This is a genomic window from Acidobacteriota bacterium, assembly GCA_028875575.1.
Lineage (GTDB): Bacteria > Acidobacteriota > Terriglobia > Versatilivoradales > Versatilivoraceae > Versatilivorator.
In genome coordinates, this window is the sequence record JAPPDF010000067.1 from 21,433 (window position 1) to 47,135 (window position 25,703).

The 25,703-nt window shown below is 61.9% G+C and carries 23 protein-coding genes; 1 reads left to right on the forward strand and 22 read right to left on the reverse strand.

Features of this window, described 5'->3' with window-relative positions; translation table 11 throughout:
* The first annotated feature begins 75 nt into the window (after window positions 1–75).
* Complete coding sequence (locus OXI69_09910; protein MDE2666456.1) at window positions 76–1,068, forward strand: sugar phosphate isomerase/epimerase; 993 nt, start codon at window positions 76–78, stop codon at window positions 1,066–1,068.
* Window positions 1,069–1,094: 26 nt separating this feature from the next.
* Here the strand turns inward: OXI69_09910 and OXI69_09915 are convergent, their stop codons facing one another.
* The 22 genes from OXI69_09915 to iolG form a co-directional block, all read right to left on the reverse strand.
* A complete protein-coding gene (locus OXI69_09915; GenBank protein ID MDE2666457.1) occupies window positions 1,095–1,358 on the reverse strand; it encodes an AbrB/MazE/SpoVT family DNA-binding domain-containing protein in 264 nt (87 codons plus the stop codon).
* 364 nt (window positions 1,359–1,722) lie between these two features.
* A complete protein-coding gene (locus OXI69_09920; protein MDE2666458.1) occupies window positions 1,723–2,724 on the reverse strand; it encodes a D-2-hydroxyacid dehydrogenase in 1,002 nt (333 codons plus the stop codon).
* A gap of 154 nt (window positions 2,725–2,878) precedes the next feature.
* Complete coding sequence (locus tag OXI69_09925; GenBank protein ID MDE2666459.1) at window positions 2,879–3,067, reverse strand: type II toxin-antitoxin system Phd/YefM family antitoxin; 189 nt, start codon at window positions 3,065–3,067, stop codon at window positions 2,879–2,881.
* Between the two features lie 53 nt (window positions 3,068–3,120).
* Window positions 3,121–4,410: a Gfo/Idh/MocA family oxidoreductase gene (locus tag OXI69_09930; protein MDE2666460.1), complete on the reverse strand. Its 1,290-nt coding sequence runs from the start codon at window positions 4,408–4,410 to the stop codon at window positions 3,121–3,123.
* Window positions 4,411–4,455: 45 nt separating this feature from the next.
* Complete coding sequence (locus OXI69_09935; protein ID MDE2666461.1) at window positions 4,456–4,743, reverse strand: HigA family addiction module antitoxin; 288 nt, start codon at window positions 4,741–4,743, stop codon at window positions 4,456–4,458.
* A 5-nt stretch (window positions 4,744–4,748) separates the two neighbouring features.
* On the reverse strand, window positions 4,749–5,027 hold the full coding sequence (locus OXI69_09940) for a type II toxin-antitoxin system RelE/ParE family toxin (protein ID MDE2666462.1): 279 nt from the start codon (window positions 5,025–5,027) through the stop codon (window positions 4,749–4,751).
* Window positions 5,028–5,160: 133 nt separating this feature from the next.
* Complete coding sequence (locus OXI69_09945) at window positions 5,161–5,358, reverse strand: hypothetical protein (GenBank protein MDE2666463.1); 198 nt, start codon at window positions 5,356–5,358, stop codon at window positions 5,161–5,163.
* A 1-nt stretch (window position 5,359) separates the two neighbouring features.
* Window positions 5,360–6,430 carry a TIM barrel protein gene (locus tag OXI69_09950; protein ID MDE2666464.1) on the reverse strand — a complete coding sequence of 357 codons (1,071 nt, stop codon included), beginning with the start codon at window positions 6,428–6,430 and terminating at the stop codon, window positions 5,360–5,362.
* Window positions 6,431–6,462: 32 nt separating this feature from the next.
* The gene (locus OXI69_09955; protein MDE2666465.1) at window positions 6,463–7,773 is read right to left on the reverse strand and encodes a Gfo/Idh/MocA family oxidoreductase; all 1,311 of its coding nucleotides are present in this window, start codon (window positions 7,771–7,773) and stop codon (window positions 6,463–6,465) included.
* 71 nt (window positions 7,774–7,844) lie between these two features.
* Window positions 7,845–9,143 carry an MFS transporter gene (locus OXI69_09960; GenBank protein ID MDE2666466.1) on the reverse strand — a complete coding sequence of 433 codons (1,299 nt, stop codon included), beginning with the start codon at window positions 9,141–9,143 and terminating at the stop codon, window positions 7,845–7,847.
* 35 nt (window positions 9,144–9,178) lie between these two features.
* Complete coding sequence (locus tag OXI69_09965; GenBank protein ID MDE2666467.1) at window positions 9,179–9,589, reverse strand: VOC family protein; 411 nt, start codon at window positions 9,587–9,589, stop codon at window positions 9,179–9,181.
* Between the two features lie 78 nt (window positions 9,590–9,667).
* Window positions 9,668–11,011 carry a DUF1501 domain-containing protein gene (locus tag OXI69_09970; GenBank protein ID MDE2666468.1) on the reverse strand — a complete coding sequence of 448 codons (1,344 nt, stop codon included), beginning with the start codon at window positions 11,009–11,011 and terminating at the stop codon, window positions 9,668–9,670.
* Window positions 11,012–11,033: 22 nt separating this feature from the next.
* Window positions 11,034–13,502, reverse strand: coding sequence for a DUF1549 and DUF1553 domain-containing protein (locus OXI69_09975; protein MDE2666469.1), 2,469 nt, complete (start codon window positions 13,500–13,502; stop codon window positions 11,034–11,036).
* 47 nt (window positions 13,503–13,549) lie between these two features.
* Window positions 13,550–15,550: a hypothetical protein gene (locus OXI69_09980; GenBank protein MDE2666470.1), complete on the reverse strand. Its 2,001-nt coding sequence runs from the start codon at window positions 15,548–15,550 to the stop codon at window positions 13,550–13,552.
* 477 nt (window positions 15,551–16,027) lie between these two features.
* A complete protein-coding gene (locus OXI69_09985; protein MDE2666471.1) occupies window positions 16,028–16,939 on the reverse strand; it encodes a TlpA disulfide reductase family protein in 912 nt (303 codons plus the stop codon).
* 681 nt (window positions 16,940–17,620) lie between these two features.
* Window positions 17,621–18,154, reverse strand: coding sequence for a TlpA disulfide reductase family protein (locus OXI69_09990; GenBank protein ID MDE2666472.1), 534 nt, complete (start codon window positions 18,152–18,154; stop codon window positions 17,621–17,623).
* Window positions 18,155–19,145: 991 nt separating this feature from the next.
* A complete protein-coding gene (locus OXI69_09995) occupies window positions 19,146–21,269 on the reverse strand; it encodes a M56 family metallopeptidase (GenBank protein ID MDE2666473.1) in 2,124 nt (707 codons plus the stop codon).
* A gap of 44 nt (window positions 21,270–21,313) precedes the next feature.
* On the reverse strand, window positions 21,314–21,733 hold the full coding sequence (locus OXI69_10000) for a BlaI/MecI/CopY family transcriptional regulator (protein ID MDE2666474.1): 420 nt from the start codon (window positions 21,731–21,733) through the stop codon (window positions 21,314–21,316).
* 13 nt (window positions 21,734–21,746) lie between these two features.
* Window positions 21,747–22,385: a hypothetical protein gene (locus tag OXI69_10005; protein MDE2666475.1), complete on the reverse strand. Its 639-nt coding sequence runs from the start codon at window positions 22,383–22,385 to the stop codon at window positions 21,747–21,749.
* A 300-nt stretch (window positions 22,386–22,685) separates the two neighbouring features.
* Window positions 22,686–23,765 carry a DUF3500 domain-containing protein gene (locus OXI69_10010; GenBank protein ID MDE2666476.1) on the reverse strand — a complete coding sequence of 360 codons (1,080 nt, stop codon included), beginning with the start codon at window positions 23,763–23,765 and terminating at the stop codon, window positions 22,686–22,688.
* Between the two features lie 72 nt (window positions 23,766–23,837).
* Window positions 23,838–24,599 (reverse strand): aldolase/citrate lyase family protein, encoded by a 762-nt coding sequence (locus OXI69_10015; GenBank protein MDE2666477.1) that lies wholly within the window; start codon window positions 24,597–24,599, stop codon window positions 23,838–23,840.
* Window positions 24,600–24,664: 65 nt separating this feature from the next.
* On the reverse strand, window positions 24,665–25,681 hold the full coding sequence (gene iolG / locus OXI69_10020) for an inositol 2-dehydrogenase (GenBank protein MDE2666478.1): 1,017 nt from the start codon (window positions 25,679–25,681) through the stop codon (window positions 24,665–24,667).
* Window positions 25,682–25,703 lie beyond the last annotated feature (22 nt).

Below are 25,703 nucleotides of genomic sequence, written 5' to 3' on the forward strand. Positions count from 1 at the left end.
TGACGCCCGGCGTCGCTGGCGCGAATATTACTCTGCCGCTGCCTTTAGACACAACCCCGTTGCTGAGGTCGAAGCATGAGACAGGACACTCGGGAACTATGGATGTACGGCAATCCACCTGACCGCCGGGATTTCCTTCGGACTTCAGCCCACCTGATGCTGCTGGGAGCAGGCTGGAGCTGCGCCTCCGGGGGAGGCGGCGGCGAGACGCCATCCGGACAGGCGGAAGACAAGGAGGCTCGCATGAAACTATCGCTGTCGGCCCGGGTTGCGGAGAGCTTTTCCAACAAGGAAGAGGCCTCGTTGAACCTGGCGGAACTCATTGACCTGGCCCGGAACCACGGGTATCGGGCCCTCTGCATGCGGGCCTCCCAGGCAGGCATCCATTCGCCGCCCGAACAAGTAGCCGACATGAGCCGCCGGATCGGGAAGGCCGGCCTCACGGTCTCCATGGTTACCGGAGACTTCGCCGTGCCCCGCAACGACGAGCTGGGTCCGGCCGGCCTGCGCGACATCGCGCCCTACCTGGACCTGGCGGAAACCTTTGGAGCCGACCTGATCCGGATCTGCATGAAGAAGGAAGAAGACATTCCCTGGGCCCGGAAAGCCTCCGACATCGCTGCCGAGCGCGGCATCCGCCTGGCCCACCAGTCCCACTGCTCCAGCCTGTTCGAGACCGTGGAGGGCTCCCTTCAAGTGCTGGAGAAGGTGGACCGGCCCAACTTCGGGATCATCTACGAACCCGCCAACTGGATGATCGCGGGAGAGGATTACGGCCGGGAGACCATAAAAAGGCTGGGACCACACCTATTCAACGTCTACGTCCAGAACCACCGCCTCAATCCCGAGGGAGAGGGGATGGTCCGGACCTGGAACCGAGGCCCGGTCCGACTGGACCACATCGGCCTGTGGGAATCGGGAGGGATCGACTTCGACGAGGTCTTCCAGGGCCTGGCGGACGTCCAATACCGGGGCTTCGTCACCGTGCACCAGGCCTTCGCGGGCATCATGTCGGTGGCCGAAGCCGCCCGCCGCAGCGCGACGTTCCTGGAACCCTGGATGGAGTGAAGAGGGCAAATAGTAGTCGGGACACCTCAGAGGAGATCTTGGGGCTTGGTAGCCGGGTCTGCGATATTCGGGAAGTCCTCGTCCAAGGGCCTCAAACGGGACAAGACGTCGGCAAGTTTGGGACGTTTTTGAACAGGCACGACGACCAGACAATCCCCTTCCCTGCTAATCCGCACTTCGTCTGCGTTCAATTCGAGCTCTCGCGGAATTCGAACAGCCTGGTCGCAGCCGATTCGAAACAGCCGCGCACGGTGCGCTGTAGTCGGTAGGTTCGGTTTTTTGTTCGGCATAAGATCAGGCAAACACCACGGAAATTACTGCCGCCGCCTTCGCGGCTTTTTTGGAACCCCAGGCTGGTGCCCGCTATTCCAATATTTCAAACAACCCTGTCCCCCTGCAGCGTTGTGGGTTAGGGGAGAGCTGCGAAGCTGCGGTTGACGTGGTTAGCCAAGGAAACGCTTACTACAAGCCATCCTTATCGAGCAGCGTAGCTGCGGCTTAGGGTAGCCCCGGGTGGAAGCCCGGGGTCGTCTGATCCCGCGCTACCGTAGCCGCGTACGCGGCGAATTAAGAGCCGGGTCCCGGAACGCAGCGCCTCTCCAAAACAACACCAAGCAGTGGCGGCTTCTCAAGAGATCCCGGCTCTCGGCGGCCCTAATACCACCTGGCCTTATCAACCAGGTTGCGCAGGGGTTTGCCGGCGGCGAAACGGCGCACGTTGTCCAGTAGAACTCCTAGGTGGCGCTCGGCGATTCTGGGAGTGGCCGCAGCCACGTGCGGCGTGACGATCACGTTGTCCATCTTCCAGAGCGGATGGTCCGGGGGAAGGGGCTCAGTCTCGAAGACATCCAGTCCGGCGCCCGCGATCTCGCCCGCTTGCAGCGCATCGGTCAGGTCTGCCAGGTCCACAATCATCCCACGGCCGATGTTGATGAAGTAGGCGTCCGGCTTCATCTGTCGAAAGAGAGGCCGGCGGAACAGCTTTTCGGTCTCCGGCGTGTGCGGGGCCGCAACCACCACGAAATCGCTGGCGGAGAGCAGGTCGGGCAGGCGGTCCGGCCTCCACAGGGCCTCCACCCCATCCGGGGCCTGCTGTTGCTGGGGATCCACGGCAAGCACCCGCATCCCGAAGGCCAGTCCTCGCCGGGCGATTTCGGAGCCGATGCTACCCAGACCGACGATTCCCAGGGTCGAATCCGGAAGATGCCGGTGGGCGCGGTCCATGCCGCTGACGCTCGAGGGTCCCAGGACAAAACCCGAGCGTTCGGCCTCCCCGCCCGCCGCTTCCCAGTGAGAGCGGAGCTGCTGCCGAATGTACAGGGGGAAATTGCGGGCGAAGCAGATGATGTAGCCGAAGACGTGGTCGGCAATGACGTCGGCATAGATCCCGCGCATGTTGGTGAGCCGGCAGGGGTGGTCCACCAGCGCCGGGAACATGTAGTGCTCCAGGCTGGCGGTGGGAGACTGTACCCAACTCAAACGCCCTGCAGCCGCCAGCAGCGGCGGCGTGAGCTTTCCGAAAAAGGCGTCGGCGTCGGCGATCTCCCGCAGGGCCGCCTCCTCCCCGTCGGCGTTCACCACCGACATGGGCCCGGCGGCCTCCACGATCTTTTGGAGCCGTTCCGCTTCAACCGCTGGATAAATCAGCATCTTCATGACGACACCTCAGCGTCACAGTCCCAAAACCTGCCTGAGTCTGGAGAAATTGGATTCTTGCCAATAGCGATTCGAATCGAGAACAGCGCGCTCAGCTTTCATCGGCCAGTAGCGCTTCGAGCTCGGTCCCGGTTAAGCCGTTGCCGGATGCCTCCTAGCCCAGGGTGTCCATAGTCACTGTCGAACGCTCCCAGGCAGCGCCGCGAAGCCGCTCATAGTGTTGCACTGACATCATCACGGCGACCGAACGACCTTTCCGGGTCACCCTCACAGGCGCACACTGCACGGCGTCCAGCAATTTGCTGAAGCGGTTCTTGGCATCCGTTGCGTTGATCTCTTTCATGAAGGCCATTGCAGCGAGTGGAGCCTTGTCTCATGATTCGGACAACCCGGTCCTCACACCGACCAAGGCTCCCGATACTCCTTGGTCAGCATGGCGTTGGCTTCGGGGTCGTTGAGAATGGTTTCGGTCTTCGGATCAAGGTGAAGCACCCGTTGGGTCAGGTAGGCGATGTCGCCCAGATGGCTGAGTGCGCAGGAGAGATGGGCCACCTCGGCCGAGGCGTTGGGCTGCTTGCGCGAACGCACGCAGTCCACGAAATTGGCAAAGTGCTCCTCCTTGCCGATGCCGCCGCGCATGCCCGGACCCTTTTCCTCCTTCTTGCCCAGGTAGACCTGAAAATAGCCCCGCCGGGAAAACACCATGAAGCCTTCGGTGCCGTAGAAGGCATTGCCGCTGTCGAAGCCGTAGCGGCCGTAGGGCGTCCAGCCGCGGTCCTCGTAGAGCAGCACCTTGTCGTCCGGATATTGGAAGGCCACCATCATGTTGTCGGGGTATTCCCGCAATCCTTTCAGGTCGATGCGGCTGCCGTGGGCAGTGATCCTGATGGGCAGGCCCTTGGGATTCAGCCCGAAACGGGCCATGTCCAGGTCGTGGCTGCCGTCGTTGCCGATGTCGCCGTTGCCGTAGTCCCGGTGCCACTGCCAATAGTTGTGAAAGCGGTTGGCGTTAAAGGGCCGCTTGGGAGCCGGGCCCAACCACAGGTCGTAGTCGACCCCGGGCGGGACCGGGCCGTCCGGAACCGGAGTGCGATGCCTGTGGCGCTGCAGGTTCCAGGCCTTGGACATCTTGACTTCCCCGATCACCCCCGCCTTCAACAGCTCACCGGCCTTGAGCGTCACCGGGCTTGAGCGCATCTGGGTGCCTTGCTGCACGATGCGGCCGTGCTTCCTGGCCGTGTCCAGTATTACCCGTCCCTCCCGAAACACGTGGCTGGCCGGTTTCTCCACGTAGAGATCCTTGCCCGCCCGCAGCGCCCGAACCGCTATGGGAGCATGCCAGTGGTGAGGGGTGGCGATCACCATGGCATCGATGGCGGGGTCGTCCAGCAGATGGCGAAAGTCGACCACCACCTTGGGCTTGCGCCCGGTGGCCTGCTTGACGGTTTCGGCGGCGCGCTCTCGGAACTTCACGTCCACGTCGCAGACCGCCAGGCAGTCCGTATCGGGCCGCGCCAGGATGCGCTTCAGATGGCTGAAACCGATCCCCCGCAGTCCGATGACGGCCATCCCCAGGCGGTCATTGGCGGACCAGGCGCGACCGGTCGCCAACACAGGGCCTAGCGCGCCCAGGGCGGCCCCTCGGGCCGACCGGGATAAAAAGGTGCGTCGGGTGAGTGGTCTCAACAGAGTTCCTCCTTGGGAAAGCACAACTACCTGTCGTCACGCCGGCTACGCAAATTCAAGCGCTTTGAACGCACTGAGGTCGACCTCTTGCCGCGCCGCCCATAAATCATGGTTGTCTTGCATCAACAGCCAACTCTCCGGAGACCGGCCAATGACTTTGGACAGCTTGAGCGCCATAGTTGGCGTCACACTGCCCTTGCCGTTGATAATACGGCTCATTACGGATTCACTGACCTGCAATTTGTAGGCGAGTTCCTTTGCGCTGATGTCAAAGGGCTCCAGGTAAACCCGCTTGATGAACACTCCTGGATGCATGGGGTTATGTTGCTGAATGCTCATTAGTGATAGTCCTCGTAGTTGACAGCATAGGCGTCACCGTCCGAAAACTCGAATACGACACGCCAGTTGCCACTCACATGGATAGCCCACTGTCCCTCCCTGTCGCCCTTTAGCGGGTGAAGACGCCAACCTGGAATGTTCATATCGTTGATGCTGAACGCGGTGTGAAGCGCCTGCAATCGCTCCTCAATTCGCGCTTTGTGGGTTGGCTGAATACCAGCTGCGCTGCCGCTGGTGAAGAATTTCTCCAATCCCTTATGCTTGAAGCTCTTGATCACCGCAACTAGTGATTTACACTTGCGCAAGTTAGAATTCAATCAAGTTCAGTATACCACTCTAGATTTCCGCTCAGCCATCGAAATTGATAGGAAAGGGCTTCGTCCAGCGCCGAACACCCTGCTTCGGTCCAGGTTACCCGGCGCTGTTGACCAACCATTTCTTGCGAAGCTCTCTGACTACCTCTTGGTGAGATATCGTCCGTCCGCCTTTGGCGTCGGCCTGGCCGCGCTCAATGGATTGCAAGACATACAAGTGGTACTGCACGTCGTCCAGACTACAGTCGTCGGGTAGACGGTCAAGTAGCGCTTGAACACTCCGCTTGACTTGCATTTCACACCTCCGCTTCCACCTTGCGAATCATCTCGTTCAGGTTGCGGTAGTTGATCTTCATGGCCTCTACGCGGGAACCGCTGGGGGGGCGGAAGTGGGTGGCCAGGGAGAGGAAGACGTCACAGCCGTGGTCGCGCATGCCGCGCAGGATGGTGAGGTAGTCCACGTCGCCGTCGCCCAGGGGCCGGTATTCGAATTTGAGCTTGTGGCCGTCGATCACGTGCAGGTCCTTGAGGTGGAGCCCGTGGAGATAGGGCCGAATGTTGCTGAAGCCGGCGGTGGCCACGTCCCACTCGCCGCAGTTCCAGCAGTCGGCCGGCCCCCACATCACCGTGAGTCGGCGGGAGCCCACCCGTTCCACCAGGCTGCGGAAGTTGCCGGTGGTGTTGGTGTAGTTCCAGGGCATCATGGAGAGGGCCACGTCCACCTGGTAGCGCTCGGCCTCCTCCGCCACCAGGGTGAAGGCCTTCACCAGCTTCTCCATGTCCACTTCGGCGATGACTCCGCCCCGGGTGAGCCAGCGCATGGGCCAGGTGGGCTTGCCGCTGGAGTACTCGCCCGGCCAGGCGAAGGTGAAGGCGCCCACGGCGCCCACGCCGATGCGGGAGGCGATCTGCATGGAGCGAACCAGGTGGTTGAAGTCCTTCTTGAACCCCTGGTGATCCGCCATGGTCTTGAGATCCAGATCGGTCAGGTGAATGTGCTTGAAGGGATTGCCGGCGTTGAGCAGAAAGATCTCAAGGCCCTGCCGCTCCACCCTCTGGGCCATGCGGTCGGCGGCTGCGTCGCTCATCTGGGCTATCTCGGTCTCGTTGAGCAGACGGTTGAACCAGACATGGTCCACCCCGATCTCTTTGGCCTGGGCCAACTCCTCGTCAAAGGGCAGCCTCAACTCGGGAATGTACATGGCCAGTCGGAAGCGGTGTCCGGTGGCGGTCTTCCCAGGCGGTCCCGAGGACCCACCGGGTGCCGAGGCGGCCCGGGCCTGGCCGGCCCCGCCGGTCAATAGAGCACCGGCGGCCACACCCAGGCCGGCGCGTTCGATGGTGGTCAGGAATTCTCTTCGTTTCATCTCATCTCTCCTTGCAGAAGGGGATCCCCGGACTACAGCCCTTCCACGCTCCAGGGTTCCCGGTAGTCCTTGGTCAACATGGCGTCGGCCCGGGCATTGTTGGAGAAGCGCTCGCTCTCCGGGTTGAAATGCAGCACCTGTGAAAGCCGGTAGGCAATCTCCCCCAGGTGGATCAGGGCGCAGGAAAGGTGGGCTTCCCGAGCGGGAGCGGTGGGGCGGGAGCGGTCGCGCACGCACTGGAGAAACTGGGCCATGTTCTGGCGACCGGTCTCGGCCAGGCTCCCTTCCTTCATGCCCTCTCCCTTGTGCTCTTTCTTGCCCATGTAGACCTGAAAATATCCTCGCCGCGAGAGCACCATGTACCCCTCGGTCCCGTAGAAGGTGTTGCCGCTGTCATAACCATGGAGCCCATAGGGCGTCCAGAGGCGTTCCTCGTAGAGGAGCACCTTTCCCTGACCATACTGGTAGGCCACCATCATGTTGTCCGGATACTCCCGCGCCCCTGCCAGGTCGATTTGGCTTCCATGGGCGGTGATGCGCTCGGGGTGAGTGTCGACGCCCAGCGCCCAGCGGGCAAGGTCCAGATCGTGGGCCCCGTCGTCGCCGATGTCTCCGTTGCTGTAGTCGCGGAAGAGTCTCCAGTTGCGATGGAATCGATTGGGGTTGAAGGGGCGGCGGGGGGCCGGACCCAGCCACATCTCGTAGTCGACTCCCTCGGGAACCGGCCCATCCGGCGCCATCGGGCGCTCGATCTGCCGCTGCACGTTCCAGGCCTTGGTCGTCTTGACCTCGCCCAGGGTCCCGGCAGCCAGGATCTCGCCGGCCCGGGCCAGCAGCGGGCTGGCCCGCATCTGGGTTCCGTGCTGAAAGATTCGATTGTATTTCCGTTCCGCCTCGACCAGCAGCTGACCCTCCCGAAAGACGTGGCTGGCGGCCTTTTCGACATAGACGTCCTTGCCGGCCTTCATGGCCCTCAGGGCCATGGGGGCGTGCCAGTGGTGGGGAGTGGCGATGACGATGGCGTCGATAGAGGAGTCGGCCAAAACGTTGCGGAAGTCGCTTTCCAGCTTGGGCGTCTGGCCTTTTGCATCCTTGACCGTCTCCGTAGCCTTCTGCAGAACCGCCGGGTCCACGTCGCAGAGGGCCACAATGTGGGCATCGGTCCGGTTGGCCAGGGTCCTGACGTGAAAGTGGCCCATGCCGTTGATGCCGATCACGGCCACATTCACCTTCTCGTTGGGCGAGCCGGATCCGGACCGGATTGCCAGAGTGCCCATCACCCCCAGAGCGGCCGATCCGCCCAGCGAGTAGGACAGGATCCTGCGACGAGTAATCGTTTTCATAGTCCTGTATCTCCGTTGACGCCGGCCGGCGGCGCCCTCTATGCCTCTACCTTCTCCCCGCATCCCGCCGCTCAATCCTGCAACCTGTGGTCGGAACTCTTGGGCGCAAACAAGATCACGACGACTCCGACCCCGTAGATGAAACTGGTCACCCTTCCGATGCGGGCATAGTCCCCGTCGAAGTGAGCAATCAGCCATCCGGCCAACAAAACGGCTACCGCCGTCAGGATGCGACCGAAATTGAAGCTGACCCCGGCGCCGGTGGAACGGGCCGCGGTGGGAAAAAGCTCGGGCAGGAACAGCGGCAACCATCCGAAGTAGACCCCGGAGAAGAATCCCAGGACCGAAGCCCAAATCAGAAAAGTATCATCGGTGGGAGTCAGCAGCCAGAACATGTACTGGCTGGAAAATAGAGCTCCCAGACTCATCAGCAAATAGGTGCGATGCCGGCCCACCAGGCTGGCGATGACGCCCCCCAGGAGGCTTCCGATCGTCCCTGTCAGCGATCGGCAAAACTGAACCCAGGCTTTCAGGTGAGGGTCGGGCGGATCGGCGGCGGCGCCGGCCTCGCCGGCCCAGGGGATCATCCAGTTGGAGGCGCCCCACCCCCCCAGCAACGGAACGGTCCCCAATGCGATACCGATCAGGGTCAACCGTCGCAGAGGCGGCCGGAAGACCTCGGCGGTGGCTTTGGACGGCTTTCCCGGGTCGGGCAGCGGAGCCCGTCGTTGCGCCAACCAGCGGGGCGACTCCGGAACCGCGGCCAGAACGAACAGCCCCAAGACGACGGGCGCCGCCCCCACCACCATCACCCAGCGCCAGGTGTCCGGGGTGATTTCAACTCCCGTGGCGGTCCAGGCCATCAGGAGCAGGCCCACGTTGGCCGCCGTCCCCATGATGCCCGCCAGGATCGGTCGTGAGAGATCGGACCAGGCCTCCGAGACAATGGCCACGCCATTGGGCCACATGCCCCCGATGCCCAGGCAGGTCAAAAACCGTATGACCAGCAACTCGAAGGGACTTTGAGCCCACCATGCCAAGCCGGAAAAAATGGAGAGGCACAGAATGCTCCACCCCATGGCCCTGACACGGCCGAACCGGTCTCCCAACCGGCCAAAGAGCCAGCCCCCCGCGGCGGCGCCGAAGAGAAAGGCGCACACATACCAGGCGAACCACTTTCCAACCAGCGCCTCGTTGGTCGACTGAAGCAGGTCGATGGCCGCCGAACGCATGGCCAGGGCGGTGATGGACATCTGCACCCCGGCGAACATCCAGCCCAGAAAGGCCGTCACCACGATCAGGTAGCGGCCGCCCGCGGATAGCGGTTGGGGAGAGGAACCCGACAGTCCCGCTGCTGAAGCATCCGGCATGGTTGTCACCTTATTCCCTCGATTGTAGAGATTGGCTAAAACTTGACTCCCCGCCATTCGTCCTTGGCGGCGGTCACGTCCACCACGTTGCCGTCGGGGTCTTCGATCTTGAAGGCGCGATCGGGCAGCCGGCGGCGGTCCAGATCGATGCGCTCCTTGACGGTCTTGGAGGCCTCGGCGCCCCATTGGCGGCAACGCTGCCAGGCGGCCTCCAGGTCTTCCACCATGACGCCGAAGTGCATATACTCGTCGCCTTCCTCGATGCGGGGTCGATCGCAGTCGGCGGGCTGTTGGATCAGGGTGATGTTGGTGACGCCGTCGGTCAGGTCCATGCCCAGGCGGCTGGGCCTATAGCCGATAAACTGCCACCCGAAGACACTCTCGTAGAAGCGACGGGATTCCTCCATGTCGCGGCAGCGGAGAGCCAGATGACGTATTCGAGCCATAATGTGCCTCCAGAATCGGTTTCTTCGTGGGTATCTCTTGTCCCCAGCCTGTCGATCTTCGACTGAGGCGCGGTCGCGCTATATCAGCTCTTCGATCGGCCGGCCGGTGGTGTCGTCGAAGGAGTTGGCGATCTTGACGGGCCGGCCCACCGGGGTCATGTATTCCTTGGTCCAGTCGATGCCCATGGCCTTGTAGATGGTGGCGAAGACGTCTCCCACGGAGATGGGACGCTCGGCCACGTATCCACCCCTCTCGTCGCTGGCTCCGATGACCTGCCCCCCCTGCAATCCCCCTCCGCCCAGGACCATGGACCAGCAGAAGGGCCAGTGGTCGCGGCCGTTGATGGGGTTGATCTCAGGCGTGCGGCCGAACTCGCCCATGGCCATCACGATGGTGGATTCCAACAGCCCGCGCTGCTCCAGGTCCACCAGAAGAGCCGTCAGGGTCTGGTCCAGAGTGGGGCACAGCAGGGCCCGCAGCTTCTTGTCGTTCTCTCCTCCCGATCCCCGGCCGTGGGTGTCCCAGCCGCTGTCCAGGTTGTAGCCGGCCGCGGTGACGAAGCGGGAGCCGGCTTCCACCAGGCGCCGGGCCAGCAGGGCGCTCTGACCGAATCCGTAGCGGCCGTAGGCGTCCTTGGTCGTCTCCGACTCCTGAGAGAGATCGAAGGCCCTCTTCATGGCCGGAGACAGGATCATCTCCATGGCCTTGTCCCGAAAGGTCTCCCGCGCCGCCGCTTCCGTCAGGACTTCCTTGCGGCGGTAGAGGCCGTCCACCACTTGCAGAAAGCCGCGGCGATCCTCGATCCGCTTCTCGGTGATGGATTTGGGAAGGGTGAGGTCCTTGAGCTTGAAGTCCTTCTTGCTGGGATCGGGGACCACCAGAGGATTGTAGGCGGCTCCCAGGGAAGACGCTCCATAGTAGCTCTGGGTGAGGTGGGGCGCGCCCAGCACGTAGGGAGGAATGTCGTTGCGAGGCCCCAGCTCCCTGGCAATGATGGACCCCACGCTGGCAAACTCCATGGCCGGGGCCGGGCGGTGACCGCTGGTGATGTACTCCCGGCCCAGGGGATGGTCCACTTCCTCGTGGGTCATGGAGCGAATGATGGACAGCTTGTCCATGTGGCGGGCCATCCGAGGCAGGATCTCGGAAACCTGGATTCCGGGCACGTTGGTGCCGATGGGCCGGAAACCGCTGCTGGGTTTCGGATCCCAGGTGTCGACCTGGCTGGGCCCCCCTTCCAGCAGGAGCAGGATACAGGCCTGGGCCTTGGCCGGGGAGGCCTTGACACCCGAAGCAGCCATCAGGCCCTTCATTTCGAGATACTGGCCCAGGTGGATCCCCACCAGGCTCAGAGACCCCACCCGCAGAAAGTGCCGGCGAGCCAGGCTCTCGCAAAAACTGTCGCATCCCCATCGGTTCATGACCGGGACTCTCCTTATGAGTTCAGTGGTTGTTCAGGAACTGCTCCGAGTTCACCACGGCCCACAGCAGATCTTCCACCGCCTCTCGCCGTGAATCCTGCCGCCGGATCATGTCTTTCAGCGCGGCCTGCTCGGCTTCCGTGGGGAAGCGGCACAGGGCGGCCAGGTACAGCTCTTCAAAAATGGCCTCATCGGAGGCTTTATGCTGCAGCAGGCGGTCCACCCGTCCTCCCTTCCGGGAGAGCTTGGCGGTGAAGGTCGGACCCGCCAACTGGTGCAGGGCCTGCAGCAGGCTGGGCTTCATGTCGCGTTCGGGAATAAAGCTCAGGTCGGGCTTCCCGTAGACGTTGAAGAAGTTTCCGTCTTCTCCCTTCACGCCGCTCACGTGGGAGATGGCCCTCAAGAGCACCTCGGTGTCCAGGGGGCGTGGAAGCGCCCTGGAATAGTTGACCCGGTCGTAGCGGTTGGTGGGGTTGGGATCTCCCGAAAGCTGATAGGTCCTGGACTCCACCATGAGACGAATCAGGGAACGCAGATCGTAGCCGCTCCTGACAAAGTAGCGGGCCAGGGCTTCCAGCAGCCTGGGATGGGTAGCCAGGTTGTTGGATCGAAAGTCGTCCACCGGATCCACGATCCCTCTTCCGAAAAAGTAGCCCCACATGCGGTTGGCCATGGCCGGGGCGAAGTAGGGGTTTTCAGGAGAGGTCATCCACTCGGCCAGCGCCAGCCGCCAGTCCTCCCGCCGGTCCTCGGGCACGGGACTCCCGTCCAGGAACCTGGGCTGAACCTCCTGTTTGCTGCGGGGGTGTATGACCTTGGCCCCCTTGCCGAACGTCCCGTAGCCTTCGGGATCGTCCATGATCACGAAGTCCACTTGGGGAAATCCCGGATGGAGGTTGCTCAGTCGCCCGAAGAAGGCGGTCAGACCCCAGAACTGGTCCTGGCTCCAGGTCTCGTAGGGGTGGTCGTGGCACTGGGCGCAGTCCATTCGCCGGCCCAGGAAGACCCGGACCTGCTCCCCCATGGCATTCTGCGGCAGAGGCACGGCCGTGCCTCCCATATCCTCGTAGTGGCGGGAGGGGCCGTCGAAGCCCTGGGCGGCCACCCGCTCCCGGGCGAACTGATCGTAGGGCTTGTTCTCGGCAATGGCCCGGCGAACCCAGTCCTTGTAGACCGGGCTGATCACCCGCAGGAAGTCGTAGAAGCGCCAGGACCAGTGATCCACGAACTCGGGCGACCGGAGCAGCAGGTCGATGAGCCGGCTCCGCTTCTGCGGGTCCGGGTCGGCCAGGAACCGGCGCACGCGATGGACGGGAGGCAGCCTGCCGGTCAGGTCCAGGCAGAGACGCCGCAGAAACTCGGCGTCGGAGGAGAGCGGTGAGGGAACCAGGTGAAATTTGCGGGCCTTGGCGAAGACATGGTCGTCAATGAAGTTGTGGCGGGGAACCTCGGGATAGGCCGCCACCGGCTCCTCGATCACACCCACGGTGGCGCTGGCGCTCTGCCCGCCGGCCAGCACCTGGATGGAGGTCTCGCCCACGCGCCGCCCCGTCAACCGGCCATCGGGTCCCACCGAAACCACTTCCGGGTTGTTGGACAGGTAACGCACCTGGCGGGTGAAATCCTCCCGGGTGCCGTCAGCCCAATGGGCGGTGACCAGCAGTTGCCTCGCCCCTCCCTTCTGCAGCACCACCTGACCGGGCCTGACCGCCACCCGCTCCAGGGCCGTGGATCGAGAGCCATTCCTGGACCCGTAGACCGCGCCCCCGGCGACCCAGTCCCGGATGCGCCCATAGTCGGGGGAGTCTTTGCGGAGCCGTTGGCCGCCCCCGTGGGGCACCGCCAGGCTGGCTTTGAGCAGCAACAGGCTCCGGTCGGGATCCTCCATGCGGATCCGGGGCACCTTCTCGCCGGTCTCGGCCGTGAGGACGTGGAAGGCACCGCCCTCCGCAATCCAGCCGTAATCCTCCCGGGGAGCAGCAGCGTTCTTGGAGAGCTTGAACCCGCCCTGCCCGGTGACGCTGCCGTGGCACTCGGTGCTGTTGCAGCCCCGCTTGGTGAGAATCCTGGCGATTTCGGGGTCGAAACGAAGAGGAGGGCTTATGGTCGAATCCCGCACCTGCACGGCCGCCCGCAGAACCTGACCCGAGGACTGGACGGTCAGCAGCGTCCGGCCGTCGGATCGCGCCTTCACCCGGCCCCGGGCATCGATCTCGGCCAAGGCGGGATCGGCAATAGTGAATCGGCTGCCCTCGGTCAGGTCACGCTCCAGACCGTCGGCATAGGTTCCGATGACCAGAAGCTGCTGGGCGGCGCCCTTGCCCCGCAGTCGCACCTCTTCGGGCAGGAGCCTGACGGACAGCAGGCGGGCGGCGGGGGACGACTCTGCGCCCGTCTTCAGGCCGGCGGACCCAAGAGTCGCCGGCCAGCCCAACAGCCCTATCGACAAGGCGATTGTGCAGAGATCGGACCAGGGGAGAGTTCTCCCCAACCGCCCCGGACTCCTGTTCCCTGTTCTCATCCTGTCCATGCGGTCCTTCAGTTGCCCGGAGAAAGCACTTGGCTGACGGCCGATCCGCCTTCCGCGGGGTGGAGCACCATCATGGGGATTCGGGCCACGGGTATCGATGCTCCCATCTTTCCCTCCCAGATGGGCCGAAAGGGATCCTCCCCGGTCATCTTGCGATAGCGGTTCAGCCGGCCGGGTTGAACCGGACGCAGGTGGAACCGGAGCCACCGGGGAGTGGCCGTTGGGGGCGCGTCCGGACGAACCGCCAGCAGCAGGGTGACCACCTGGTCTTCCGCGGCAAAGACCTCCTTGCGGCCCTGTTCCTGGGGCAGTCCCAGCTCCGGCCCCATATCGGCTCCCGGTAGCACCTCGACCCCCTCGGGGAGGTTGTCCACCGAGACCGCCAGGTCTCCGGCAAACCCCTCCTCCCGGCTGATAATGACGCTCACCTTCTTGGCCTCGCCGGGATAGAGATTGACTCGATCCAGCTCGATCATCCAATCGAGCATTTCCCGGCCCAGAATGTTCAGAACCTCCGCCACCTCGACCTCGCCCACGTGGGGCACCTGGGGACGCACCAGGAGCCGATAGCGGAATCCGGCCCCTCCCTTGCGGCGGGTCACATCCCGAACCCGGATCAGGTAGGATCCGCTCTCCGGGAGGCTGAAGACCATCTTGGACTCTGCCGTCTTCCAGAACCACATGTTCTGGGAGGCCTGCCGCTTGTAAATATTGTTGACCAGTTCCCGGCCTGCCTCGTCGACGACCTCGATGCGCGGATTGAAGTAGGGGTAGTGGCGCTCGGGAGTCTCGATCTCGAAAGCCAGGTCCCCCGCCTCCTCCAATTCGAAACGGAAATGGTCCACGTCGGCGGGAAAGTCGATGGCTCCCTCGACAATGGAGGGAATGGCAACGGTGAGGGCCTGCCTGGCAGCGTCGTTGGGCTCCTGTTCCTGGACAATGGCGGCTGGGTCGGCGGCGGCAGGGCCGGTCGGACTCTCCTCGCCGCTCAGACCCATCAGGTCCCTCAACTGCTTTTCCAATACGGCCAGTGTCGCCTGGCGGGCCGATCCTCCCGATCGAGCCTGCAATCGGACCAGGCGGTCCGGCTCCAGCCTGCGGGTGAAGCCTCGCTCCTGCCATCGGTTCGCGGCCAGCTTGTCAAGGCCCCGGGCCCGGACCAGCGGAGGAAAGTCGGCGGGAGCACCGATCTGCAACTGGTAGGAGGCGCCCGGCTCCCCCTTGACTTCCAGGGTGTAGGAGCCGCCTTTCGCGAAGCGGTGGATCAACCTGGGCTTGTAGGCCGAGATGAACTTGTGGAAGACGGCGGTATTGGCGGCGCCCAGCTTCACCCGGCGCTCGGCATCGAACCAGCTCTGGCCGGGCCCGGAGAGTTCCAGAGAAAACCCCGGAGCCCTCCGTAGGTCCCCCCACAAACGCTGCACGCCTTCCACCACCTCGAAGGCCAACTCCTGGTCCTGATGGGCCTCGAACCGGTAGAAGTCGGCCTGGCCCTCTTCGGCAATCCGCCCGCTGAGGGCCGAGGGAACGGCTATGGACTGAGCTTCCTTCGCAGTCCCATGCTCCTCGGCCGTCTCCTGGAGGGTGGGCATGGGAACCACCCAGAAGATCAGCTCGTTCGAGACGCCCTTGGACGAAATCAGCCTCAAGGCGTGGGGGCCCCTTTTGACTCCCGGGTCGATATTGACGGCCGCCACCACCCGTTGCCCCGGGATGTCCTTGACCTTGCGCCCCTCCTTCATCCTGGCCGAGCCGGGCTCCACCCGGACTACCCGACCCTGGATGGCGTCGGTGTCGGCCCAGAGAGCGTGGGCCCCCTCCAGGTTCCTTCCCAGGATCTCGATCTCCACGCTGCTCCCCGGCTGCCCGCCCAGAGGAAACATGTGGATGGCTTCAGGATCGGTGGGCTGGAGCCCGGCGGCGCCGGATTCAGCCTGCGGAACTCCCGACAGGAGAAGCGCAATAACCGCACAACCCCAATATCCTGCCGCCTTTCGCCGGAATGCCACGGCTTCGCCTCGATGGAACACGGATCTGGCGGAAGTATACCGGAGTGAGCCCCTCGTCTCAATCTTCGAGGATCATCCGGGAAGGGCTGCGAACGGTAAAAGAGATATTCACGACCGAGCAGGAAGAATGACCGCGCAGCAGTTCTCTTCGTCTGGGCATCGCCTGTGCGAGAACCCCGCACAGCATCTATTTCCACGATTTTCGTGAAACGCTCCGGCGCAGGCCGTCGCATCCGCCGGGCGGTCGCGGATTTGGCGTGGGTCGATGAGATCCTGCACGCCCTCCGGGCGTACATTCCGCCATAGCGGGGCCGTCACTGCCAGGAAGGGAGGCTCTGGGGAAGGAGTTGACCTGGAAGGTTCTTGCGAGAACCAGGAGAGGAACTCAGCGATCCACTGAGTCGGGGAAAATCTCCCGTTGAGTTCAGCAGAGTTGATTGCTCGATAGCAAGAGGCTTGGGAACGTTCTGGACGGTCCTAACCTGGCCTCAACGAGCGAAGGTCTTCCAATGTAATCTCGACATCAAGCCCCTTGGTGTTTCCGAATTCCTCAAGGTGGTCCACCGCCTTCTCGATCAGGGAAGTGACGGGAGGGAACAGGGCGGGCAGTCGGGATAGAATCTTGCCGTCCTCGCCGACCAGCACGTAGCTCGGATAGCCCTCGATGCGCAAGACACGCTCAAAGTCGCTCCCCTTGCCTGCATGCCAGTTCGTCCAAGGCATCGGTTCATCCTCGATAAACCGGGTCACGGTCCCAAGATCTTCGTCCCCGCTGATCGCGACGATGGCAAACCGATCGGCCGGCAGCTTGGCAACCAGTTCCCGAAGCTTGGGAAAGGCTTCGACGCACGGCCCGCACCAGGTTGCCCAAAAATCGAGCAGCACGATGCGGCCGCGATAGTCCGACAGTCGTTCCTCGACGCCGTCGAGCCGCCTGCCCGTCACGTCCGGCAGCACGGCGCCCACGGTCCCTTGGCGCAGGCTGCGAAGCAACTCCGCCTCCGCCTCGTTCAGCGTTTGAGGAGTTGCGGTGCCGCCACGGTCCAATCCCAGGAACTTCTCCGCCTCCACGCCGGCGCTCAATCCGGTGGCCACCTCGATCGCCCGCTGACGCAGGACCTCCCGATCATCGGCCGACAGCACCAACTGCTGGTTGGCGGCACGCATCATTCCGGCTGCCACGTAATACTTGCCGTTGGCACGCAATACGGGGTCTTCCGCCTCGGACGCCATTTCCTCGAAGAACTTTGCAACTTGCGGCCCGTAAGGAGTCTGAGAGTAATAGATCTCGCTCAGCACCCGAGGCCACTCCTGGTAGTCGGGTGCGTAGGCGAGGAGAGCCTTCGCGCCGATGTAGAAGTACCGGCCGGATTCTTCGAGGGCATTCATCGGCCTCACGAGAAACTCCGCCGCTTCCATTGTCTTGTCATGGGTACCGCCCAATTTCAGGATGGCGGTGGCTGCAGCTAAAGCAGGATCGAAGTCAGGGGGCTTTGGAAGACCATCTCTCATTTCACGAGGCGACCTGCCCTGCTGAGCGCCCTTCCTGTAATGCTCCCGACTGTCTTTCTGCCAGGCGCGCTCCTGGTCGAGGAACTCTTGCACCACGGCCCAGTCCGCCCCGATCTCAGGTGGCTCAGCATCCGGAGCGACTGCGCGCTGGCACGACCCCATCGGAGTCACCAGCGCCGCCGCAACAAGGATCCAACCGAGCGAACGCCATCGAAGCGTGCGTGGGGCGCTGATCTCGTTTTCCATCGCGTGGCCTTTCAGGTGAACGGGCATGAATAGGGGACGTTGTTCAATTACTGGAATTACTTCGATCGGCCGCTGTTGAATTGCTTTGATTCAGTAACGTCTCCTACTGGCTCTTTACAGGTTATTCCAGTAATTCAAAAACGTCCCCAGCGCTCAAGGTTTATGCCCCTTCGCTGCGGCAGCGATTGAGTGCGTGCCTCAATGCGGCACTTGAAGGGTCCATTGCCGATTTCAGCAAAGTTGATTGCTTCAGGGCGAAGGGCATGTGAACGTCTCGGCGGCGTCAATCCGGATGGGTGGAGCGAAGGTCTTTCAATTCAGACTCGCCATGAAGTCCCGGGTGCTTCCGGATTTACCCAGCTGTTCCACCACCTTCTCAATCAGGGAAATGAACCGGGAGTCCATTGCGCCGGTTCGGGTCAAGATGGTGCCGTTCTCGTCGGCCAGCACGTAGGTAGGATAGGATCTGGTACCCAGTAAACGCCCGAGGACACTCTCCTTGCCCGCGTGCCAGTTCGTCCAAGGCATGGGTTCATCCTGAATAAACCTGGTCACGGTCCCAAGCTCTTCGTCCGCGCTGATCGCGACGAGAGCGAACTGGTCCGCCGGCAGCTCGGCAACCAGTTCCCGAAGCTTCGGCAGATGTGCGATGCACGGCCCGCACCAGGTTGCCCAGAAATTGAGCAGCACGATGCGGCCCCGATAGTCCGACAGTGCTTCCTCGATTCCGTCGATCCGCCTGCCCTTCACGTCCGGCAACGTGCGGGGCCGTAGACTGCGAAACACCTCCGCCTCCGTGCCTGCCAATGCTTGAGATATCGGAGTGGCGGCGGCGTAGACCTGCATGATCTTCTCCTCCTTCCATGCAAGGTCATCGATCTTGTAATCTGCCGGAATTTTGAAGACCGATGGTTCAGGCTCGGCGAACCGGATGTCGTAGAGTTCTCTGACTTGCCTTCCTCGACCGAACTTGGTCTCCGTTTTGACCCTCAGGTTGGCCTCTCTCGCCACCCAAACTTTGCCGGCAGACTCCTCTGAATTGCCCGGGGACAAGACAGGCATTGCCAGGCAATCGAGCCCCGCAATAACTCCCTCGTCAACTGCCCTGTCAGGTCTTAACACAAAAGGGCGGAACGGTCCTGGCCGGACTTGTTTCAGGGTTGCTTCCTTGAGACGGTGGTTCAACACATAGGTTCTTCGAGTCGAGGAATCCATGAGAGTCGATCCATGTGTTGTTGGATTTTTTCCTTTGACTCGCGCCATGGTATCCAGCACCGAACCGGAGGAGGAACGGAAGTAGGTGCCCTCTTCCCGCATGACCTCCATTTCGCTTCCATCGGACTGAATGAGGTAGTGAACGCTTCGCTGCTTGGCGATTACGGGCACGAATTGAGCCCGCAGCTCGGTCGCCCAGCAGAACACAAATACCAGGCAAGTGACCAAAGTGGTGATTTTCATGCAACACCTCTCTTTCTCTCGCTAACACTACCAGGCTGAGTGAATCGCCGGCGGTTGTGACTCGAACTTGGCTCCGAGTCCGCTTTTTGCCCCTATACCCCTATAAACAGTCGAAACGGCGATGGATTACAATTTTTTTCGGAACGGCCCTTCAGGACTGTCTGAAGCCCTGCGACGAAATCGATCGAGCGCGTGCATCAATGCGGCGTTTGAGCAGTGCGATGGCACGGTTCATGCGGACGCGACATTGCTGCGGGAGACAAGAAGGCGTCGTGAATTTTCCTTGTTCGAGAATCCCTGGTACAGACGCAGCTTGACGACCTGGCGGTAGGTTCCTGGCAGCAGATCGATCATCTCCCTTCGGAATGTCACCACACGGTCATCCTGTCCCCGGGGGATCAAGAACGAACTTGATGGTGATGGTGGTAACCACCTCGACCAATTCTCCCTGACGGAGGGTCGGTTTGTACTTCCACTGTTTCACGGCGTCTACAACCGAAGCAGCCACATGACCGTAAAGTCTCGGTTCTCCATCGATTGTCCTCAGGGCTTGGACTGAACCGTCTTTCCCAATGCTGGCTTCGAGCACCAGCAACCCTTCGATTCCGATAGAGAACGCCCCGGATGGACAGGGCGGTTCCAACCGGTACAGGATCTTCTTCCGCTGCTCGTCCTCGTTGACCCGAACTCGCTCCGACGATGGTTGTGTGTCAAACGCGGACGGCGATTCAAATTCCAGGGCATGCGATGGAATCCGGCGCGGAGGCGCAGGGGTCGGAAACTTCGCCGGCACGGTTCCCCAGGTATCGCCGTCTGCGAACTGAACACCCAACACGCCAACCGTGAATTCCTCGGGAATCTCTTCTATCGGGAAGTAGATCACGTATGGATGAAACACACGATTGTCCGGGTCCGAGCGTAGCCAATTTTGAGGAGGGAAGTGTCTAAATGGGCCACGAAGGAATCTTTGGGCACGTTTTCCAGGCATACGGTCGGTCGAGAACGATCCGTGGGGTTCCATGTCAAGCTGATACATCTCGGCGTGCACTGTACGCCGGAGGGGGGCATGGCGGAACTTCAACCGTACAGCAGTGATCTTCCTGGCCGTTCGACTGGATAAGCTGACACGCGGCAGGAGCAGGTAGACGCCTACCTGCTCGACCTTCATCGCCCTCAAACCGGCATCGGTGATGAGAATCGGACTGCCTGGCGAATTTAGAAACGCTATCGGTAATTCCGGACTCTGCTCGATTTGCTGCAAGGTGATAGTGGGAGGAGGAGATCCTATCCGGTTGTTACGCATGGATTCATCGACCAGCGGTCCGCATTCGCTGCCGGACATGCGCACCACCGCACTCACGTCTTTCGGAATCCCTTCCCGACTGGTTTGGATCCGTGGTGAGTATCTATTGGTCGCACCGCTCCAGGCCGCGTAGGCATCACGGTTCACAAAACCCGCACCCAAGGAAAAGACGGCCAGCCCCCCCACCAGTCCAATGATCAAGGCGCGTTCCGGGGTGCCGAGCTTTCTCGGTGGCTCGGTGGAAAGGAGATGTTTCATCCGTCTTTTGAGGCTTGCGCCGCCAATGGAAGAAATCCCAACCAGCCGCTGTTCCACGCAGGCCCTGGCAACCTTTAAAACTCCCGAGACATAGGTCTCCGGAGATTTCCCAAGCCGTACGACTTCCTCATCGCAGGCTCGCTCCCTCTCCTCGAACAACTTCCGGTCGATGAGCCAGGCAAGAGGATAAAACCACAACAAAACCGTAATCGCCTTCTGCAGCACTACAGCCAGGTTGTCCCTGCGCTCCACGTGTAGCAGTTCGTGGAGCATGACCGCTTCCAGTTCCTCGTCGCTCAAGCGGCTTGCGGCGGCTTCGGGCAACAAGACCGTAGGTCTCCGAATTCCCCAAAGTCCTGCCACGGTGACTTTGTCCGAAACGAGGATATCGACGTCCCGATTCAACAGAAGCCAGGAGCGGACTCGCTTCAGGACCTGCGTTTCTCTGGAAGAGACGAGCGCAAAGCGGGTCTTGACGGCCCAGGCCAGGCTCAAAGAGCCCCTCGCCCAACGAAAAGCAAAGAATACGAACCCCGCCAGCCAAGTCAGCGTGAGCGCGCAATACAGTTCGTTGTGGTCTTCAGCGGACACGGGCTGACCGGCAATGGGCTGGCCCAGCAGCAAGGGCTTGAGGATTTCATAAGCGGGTCTTCCCGGGTCGATGGCTTGAGCCCCATGGGTTGACTGTTCCGGGAGTGGAGGAGAAAGGGATGGTGCCGCGGAAGGAATTTCCGATACCAGCCATGCCAACAGGACCGAGGGAACGAGCAGCTTGAACGCGGCCAGCAGCCAGAACCAGTAACGGGTACTTGCCGGCGCCCGCTTGAGCAACCGGACACCCAATGCCAGCAATCCGACGAAGAGAGTTGCCTCCCAAAGGTGGACCAAGACATTGGGCCACAGCCAGGAAGACAACTCTGCCAGCCACGGGTGCGTGTTCATGGGAGATAGCGCTCCTCACTTCCTCGCAGGCTCCTGCCCGGAACTCACTCGGGTTTCGGATCCAAGTCAGTGGTCCCCGCTCGGCGGGTCTTTCTTTCCTTGAGGATCCCTTCCAGTTCCCTCAGGTCTTCCAGCGTCAGTTTGCCCGTGTCGGCCAGATGTGACATCACCGGTAGAGGTGAACCGCTGAACATCTCCAGAAAATCGTGCACCAAACGGCGGTAGGCCTGCCTTCGGGTGATGACCGGGACAAAGACATAAGCGTTCCCGATCTTTCGCTGTTTTCGCAGGGCTCCTTTTGCCTCCAGGCGAAAGACCAGCGTTTGGACGGTCGTATAAGCGAGCTTTTTGCTAACAGGCAGCTCCTCCAGAATCTCCCTGATGGACGCCCTGCCGAGTTTCCAGAGCGCTTCCATCGCCTTGAGTTCAAGAGGCGAGAGTTTGATATGGTTCCCCTTTGTCAAGAAGACACCTCCTTTACCTCTTATTGCCGAGAACAGGACTGGTATTGGTGATCGTGTAGTCCTCCGGAATCGCAAAAACCGACGCACTCGGTTCCCCCTGCCGGAAATCAAAGAATTCCCTGATCAGGCGGGCTCCACCAGGAAAGGTGAAGTCAGACTTGACAATTAATTGCAGGTCCTCGGAAAACCAGGACCCACCGGGGGACAATTGGCCATTCACCAAGACCGGTTTGCCCACGCACTCCACACCATTGATGACTCGCCTGCCCAAGGGTTCCGATCCTGGTGGAACCCTGAAGGGAGAGGGCAGCAGCGGAAGCGGCAACTGTCTCATGAGCCGCGCCGTCTTCCGATCGTGATTGATGAGATACACGTTGCCGGTGGCGGCATCCTTGAAGTGTGCCCGTCCGGTTGGCTGCCCATCCTCGACGTTGATCCGGGTCCTCATCTCCGAACCTGAGGACGCACGAAACAGTACACCGACGGACTCTTCCAGCAGTTCCTCCGAACCATCCGGTAGCGTTCGATAGGTGAGCTCTTTGAATTGAGCTGTCAAGGGGAGCCACTGCCCTTGCAGCAACAGGGGAAGGGTCAATGCGAGAACAAGTGTGGCGCAAAACGACAGATATCTGCTCGTTGTCTTTCCGTTCATTGTGTCACCTCCAAAGGATCTGACGTCCCTGATAGAGTGCGATCCATAGCCACAACATCGGTCGAAGGGAAAACCGTTCATTCAAAGCAAGCAACTTTTCTACAGAGATAAAGTAATTATACCTATATATGTAGTAGTCATCAACAAATTTTTTTATCCTCATGCGACCATCACAACGGTCTCTGATTAAACGATGGAGCCATTCCCACGCGTTAGGACCTTGAGTTGCAAGAAACCCTTCTCTCGTGACCGCCACACATGTTGCCGCGAGGGGCGCCCGGCCTCTGCACCGGACTCCGCTTACCGGGCGCCGGCTAGCTGCATGGGGTGGTGGAGCCGGTAGTGCCAGGCCAGCACGTCCCGGCCGAAGTCTCCGTCGAAGTCTCTCCAGACGGAGTGGCTGTGGTTGTTGTTGTTCTGGGTATTGTCGTATTCGATCAGAAAGGAAGGGGCCTGCACCCGGTAGTAGTCACCGGCTCCCGGCTTCACCGAGCCGGCCCAGGCAAAGAAGAGCTGGTCTGAAGGGGTTTTCCGGGCCTTTTGCATCCGTCGCTCGGCGACCTCGTCCGGAAGGATGTTGGCATACTCGCCGATCAGGGCCATCAACCGGTCCACCTGGGCGGCGGTCATTTCCGAGGCCGCCAACCCTGGCGGCTGGCCTTCCAGTTTGGCCCGCGAATCCGCCTTGGTGAGGACATCGGGATAGGCCGTGTCGGCCACCACCGCCTTGCCGAGCTGCTTGGCGTTCAGAGACCGGACCAGGGCACGCGCCAGGTCTTCCTCCTTGGCCAGGGCTCTCATGCCCTGATAGCGGCCCGCCAGCACCCGGTGGGGGTTGGCTCCCAGGAAGGTGGGGCTGGCCGAAACCAAGCGCCCTTCCTTGAAAGTAAAATTCAGGGAAATATGGTGCCCCTCCACCCGGAAGCCCCAGGTTCCCTGCAGCGACGGCTTGCCGAAAACACTGAAGTAGTACTTGTCGATGTCGCGGTTTCCGGTGGTGTCCTTCTCCAGCACCCGAAGGATCTCCTCCAGGGTCTGGACCGCCATCACCTTGGCGAAACCGGCCTGGCTCAGGCCGGCGGCCAGCAGAGCATCGGCCAGACGGCGCTGCTCGGGTGCCATGCCCTTGTAGTTCACTCCTTTTCTGGCGTAGCCGTACTCCCTGGCGAAAGCGCTGTCCGGGAAGAAGTGCCACACCGTCCGGGTCTCGTGGCTGAAGTCGTAGACCACTTTGGCCCGCTGCTCCTCGGAGAGCGAGTCCACAAACCGAGTGGCGGTTTCATACAGGACGGTCTCGGTCCTGGTTCGGTGGTGGGCCGCCACAAGGGCCAGGGCGCAAACGGCCAGCGCGCAGAGTCGGAAAGTCGTGGGCTTGGTCATGCCACCCTCCTGGTGTTGTCGGTTGATTTTTCTGAATCATACTCCAAGCGGGACACCGATCCTAGCCCGCCCTCACTCCTTGGCCTGCTGAAGGTAGTTCTTGACCGCCGGGCCCAGCACCGACTCGATGGAAACGGCGATGAAGCGGGCGCCCTTTTGCCGCCACACCCGGGCGGTCTCCACGTTGCGCACCATGAGTCCCAGAGCCACATCGGTAGGGGCTACGGCGTCGGCGATGCGCTGCATGGCTGCCTGGACCTCGGGGTGCTGGGCCTGCCCCGGCAGGCCCAGTGACTGGGACAGATCGGAAGGCCCGATGAAGACGACGTCGATCCCGCCCACCTTCAGGATTTCAGGCAGGTTATCCACCGCCTGGATGGTCTCGATCTGCAAAACCACCAGGGTCTCGGCGTTGGCCCGTTCCGTGTACTCCCCCAGCGACTGGGTCTGTCCGTAGTCGGCGGCCCGCACTCCCGCCAGACCGCGGATTCCCAGGGGTTGGTATTTCACCGAGCGGACGGCGGCCTCGGCCTCGGCCGCCGTCTGCACCCAGGGCACCAGCAGTCCCTGGGCTCCGGTGTCCAGAAACCTCAGAATTATGGGTTGCTGATTGGTGGTAACCCGGACGATGGGAGTCACCCCCCGCAACTCCGCCGCCCGCGTCATGTTCTCGCAGTCCCGCGGCTCTACCGTGCCGTGTTCGGCGTCGAAGACCAGAAAGTCCCAGCCCTGATATCCCAGGAATTCAATCAGCCCCGGATCGGGATAACGCACGAAACTCCCGAAGACGGTCTCACCGGCCTTCAACTTGGCTTTGGTTGTGTTCTTCTGCAAATAGCACCCCCCTCTGATCTATCCTGCCTGCCCGGACCGGTCAAGGACGCCGGCCGTCTCGCATTTCATCCAGGGTTACCGACGCTTACCGGCCGGTTTTCCCGATAGGACCTCCAGGCCGCCAACCCCAGTTCCACCGCACGCCGCCCGGCCCGGCCCGTGACCGGCGGCTTGGAGTCCTCCAGCACCGATACGACAAACGCCTTCATCTCGGCAAGATAGGACTCCTGGTAGCGTTCCAGGAAAAAATAGAGGGGGAGCGGCCCCTGAACCCCCTGGCCATTGCTGTACACGGCTTGATGGGAGGTGCGGTTGCCCACCACCACCTGCCCTTCCGAACCGAAGACCTCCACCCGCTGGTCGTAACCGTAGACGGCCCGGCGGCTGTTGTCGATGGCGCCCAGGGCGCCGCCGGCGAAGCGCAGCATCACCATGGCCGTATCCAGATCGCCGGCCTGGCCGATGGCCGGGTCTATCAAGGTGCTTCCCGTGGCATAGAGCTCCTCGATCTCGTCTCCGGCCAGGTAACCGGCGATATCGAAGTCGTGGATGGTCATGTCCAGGAAGATTCCGCCCGAGGCCTTCACGTACTCTGCGGGAGGGGGTTCGGGATCCCGGCTGGTGACGCGCACCAGGTGGGGTGTCCCGATCCTGCCGGCGGCCACGGCCTCCCGCGCCTGGTGAAAGCTGGGATCGAAGCGCCGGTTGAATCCCACTTGCAGCTTCACCTCGAACTCTCGTACCGCCTCCAGAGCGTCATCGATCTGCTGCAGATCCAGCGCCAGCGGCTTCTCGCAGAAAATATGCTTTCCCGCCGCGGCGGCTTCCCGGATCAGTTCGGGATGGGTGGGCGTGCTGGAGCAGATGACCACCGCATCGATGGAGGGATCCTCCATAATGCGGGCCGTCTCCGGGGTGGAGGCGGGAATCCCGAATTCGGCGGCGCAGCGCTCGGCGGCCTTCAGGGAAATGTCCACCACCACCGACAGGCGGGCTTCCGGGATGCGGCGGGTCAGATTGTGGGCGTGGATTAGCCCGATGCGGCCGGCACCGATCAGGCCCAGGTTGAGCTGAGCAACCAAGAATAGAACCTCACAGAGAACT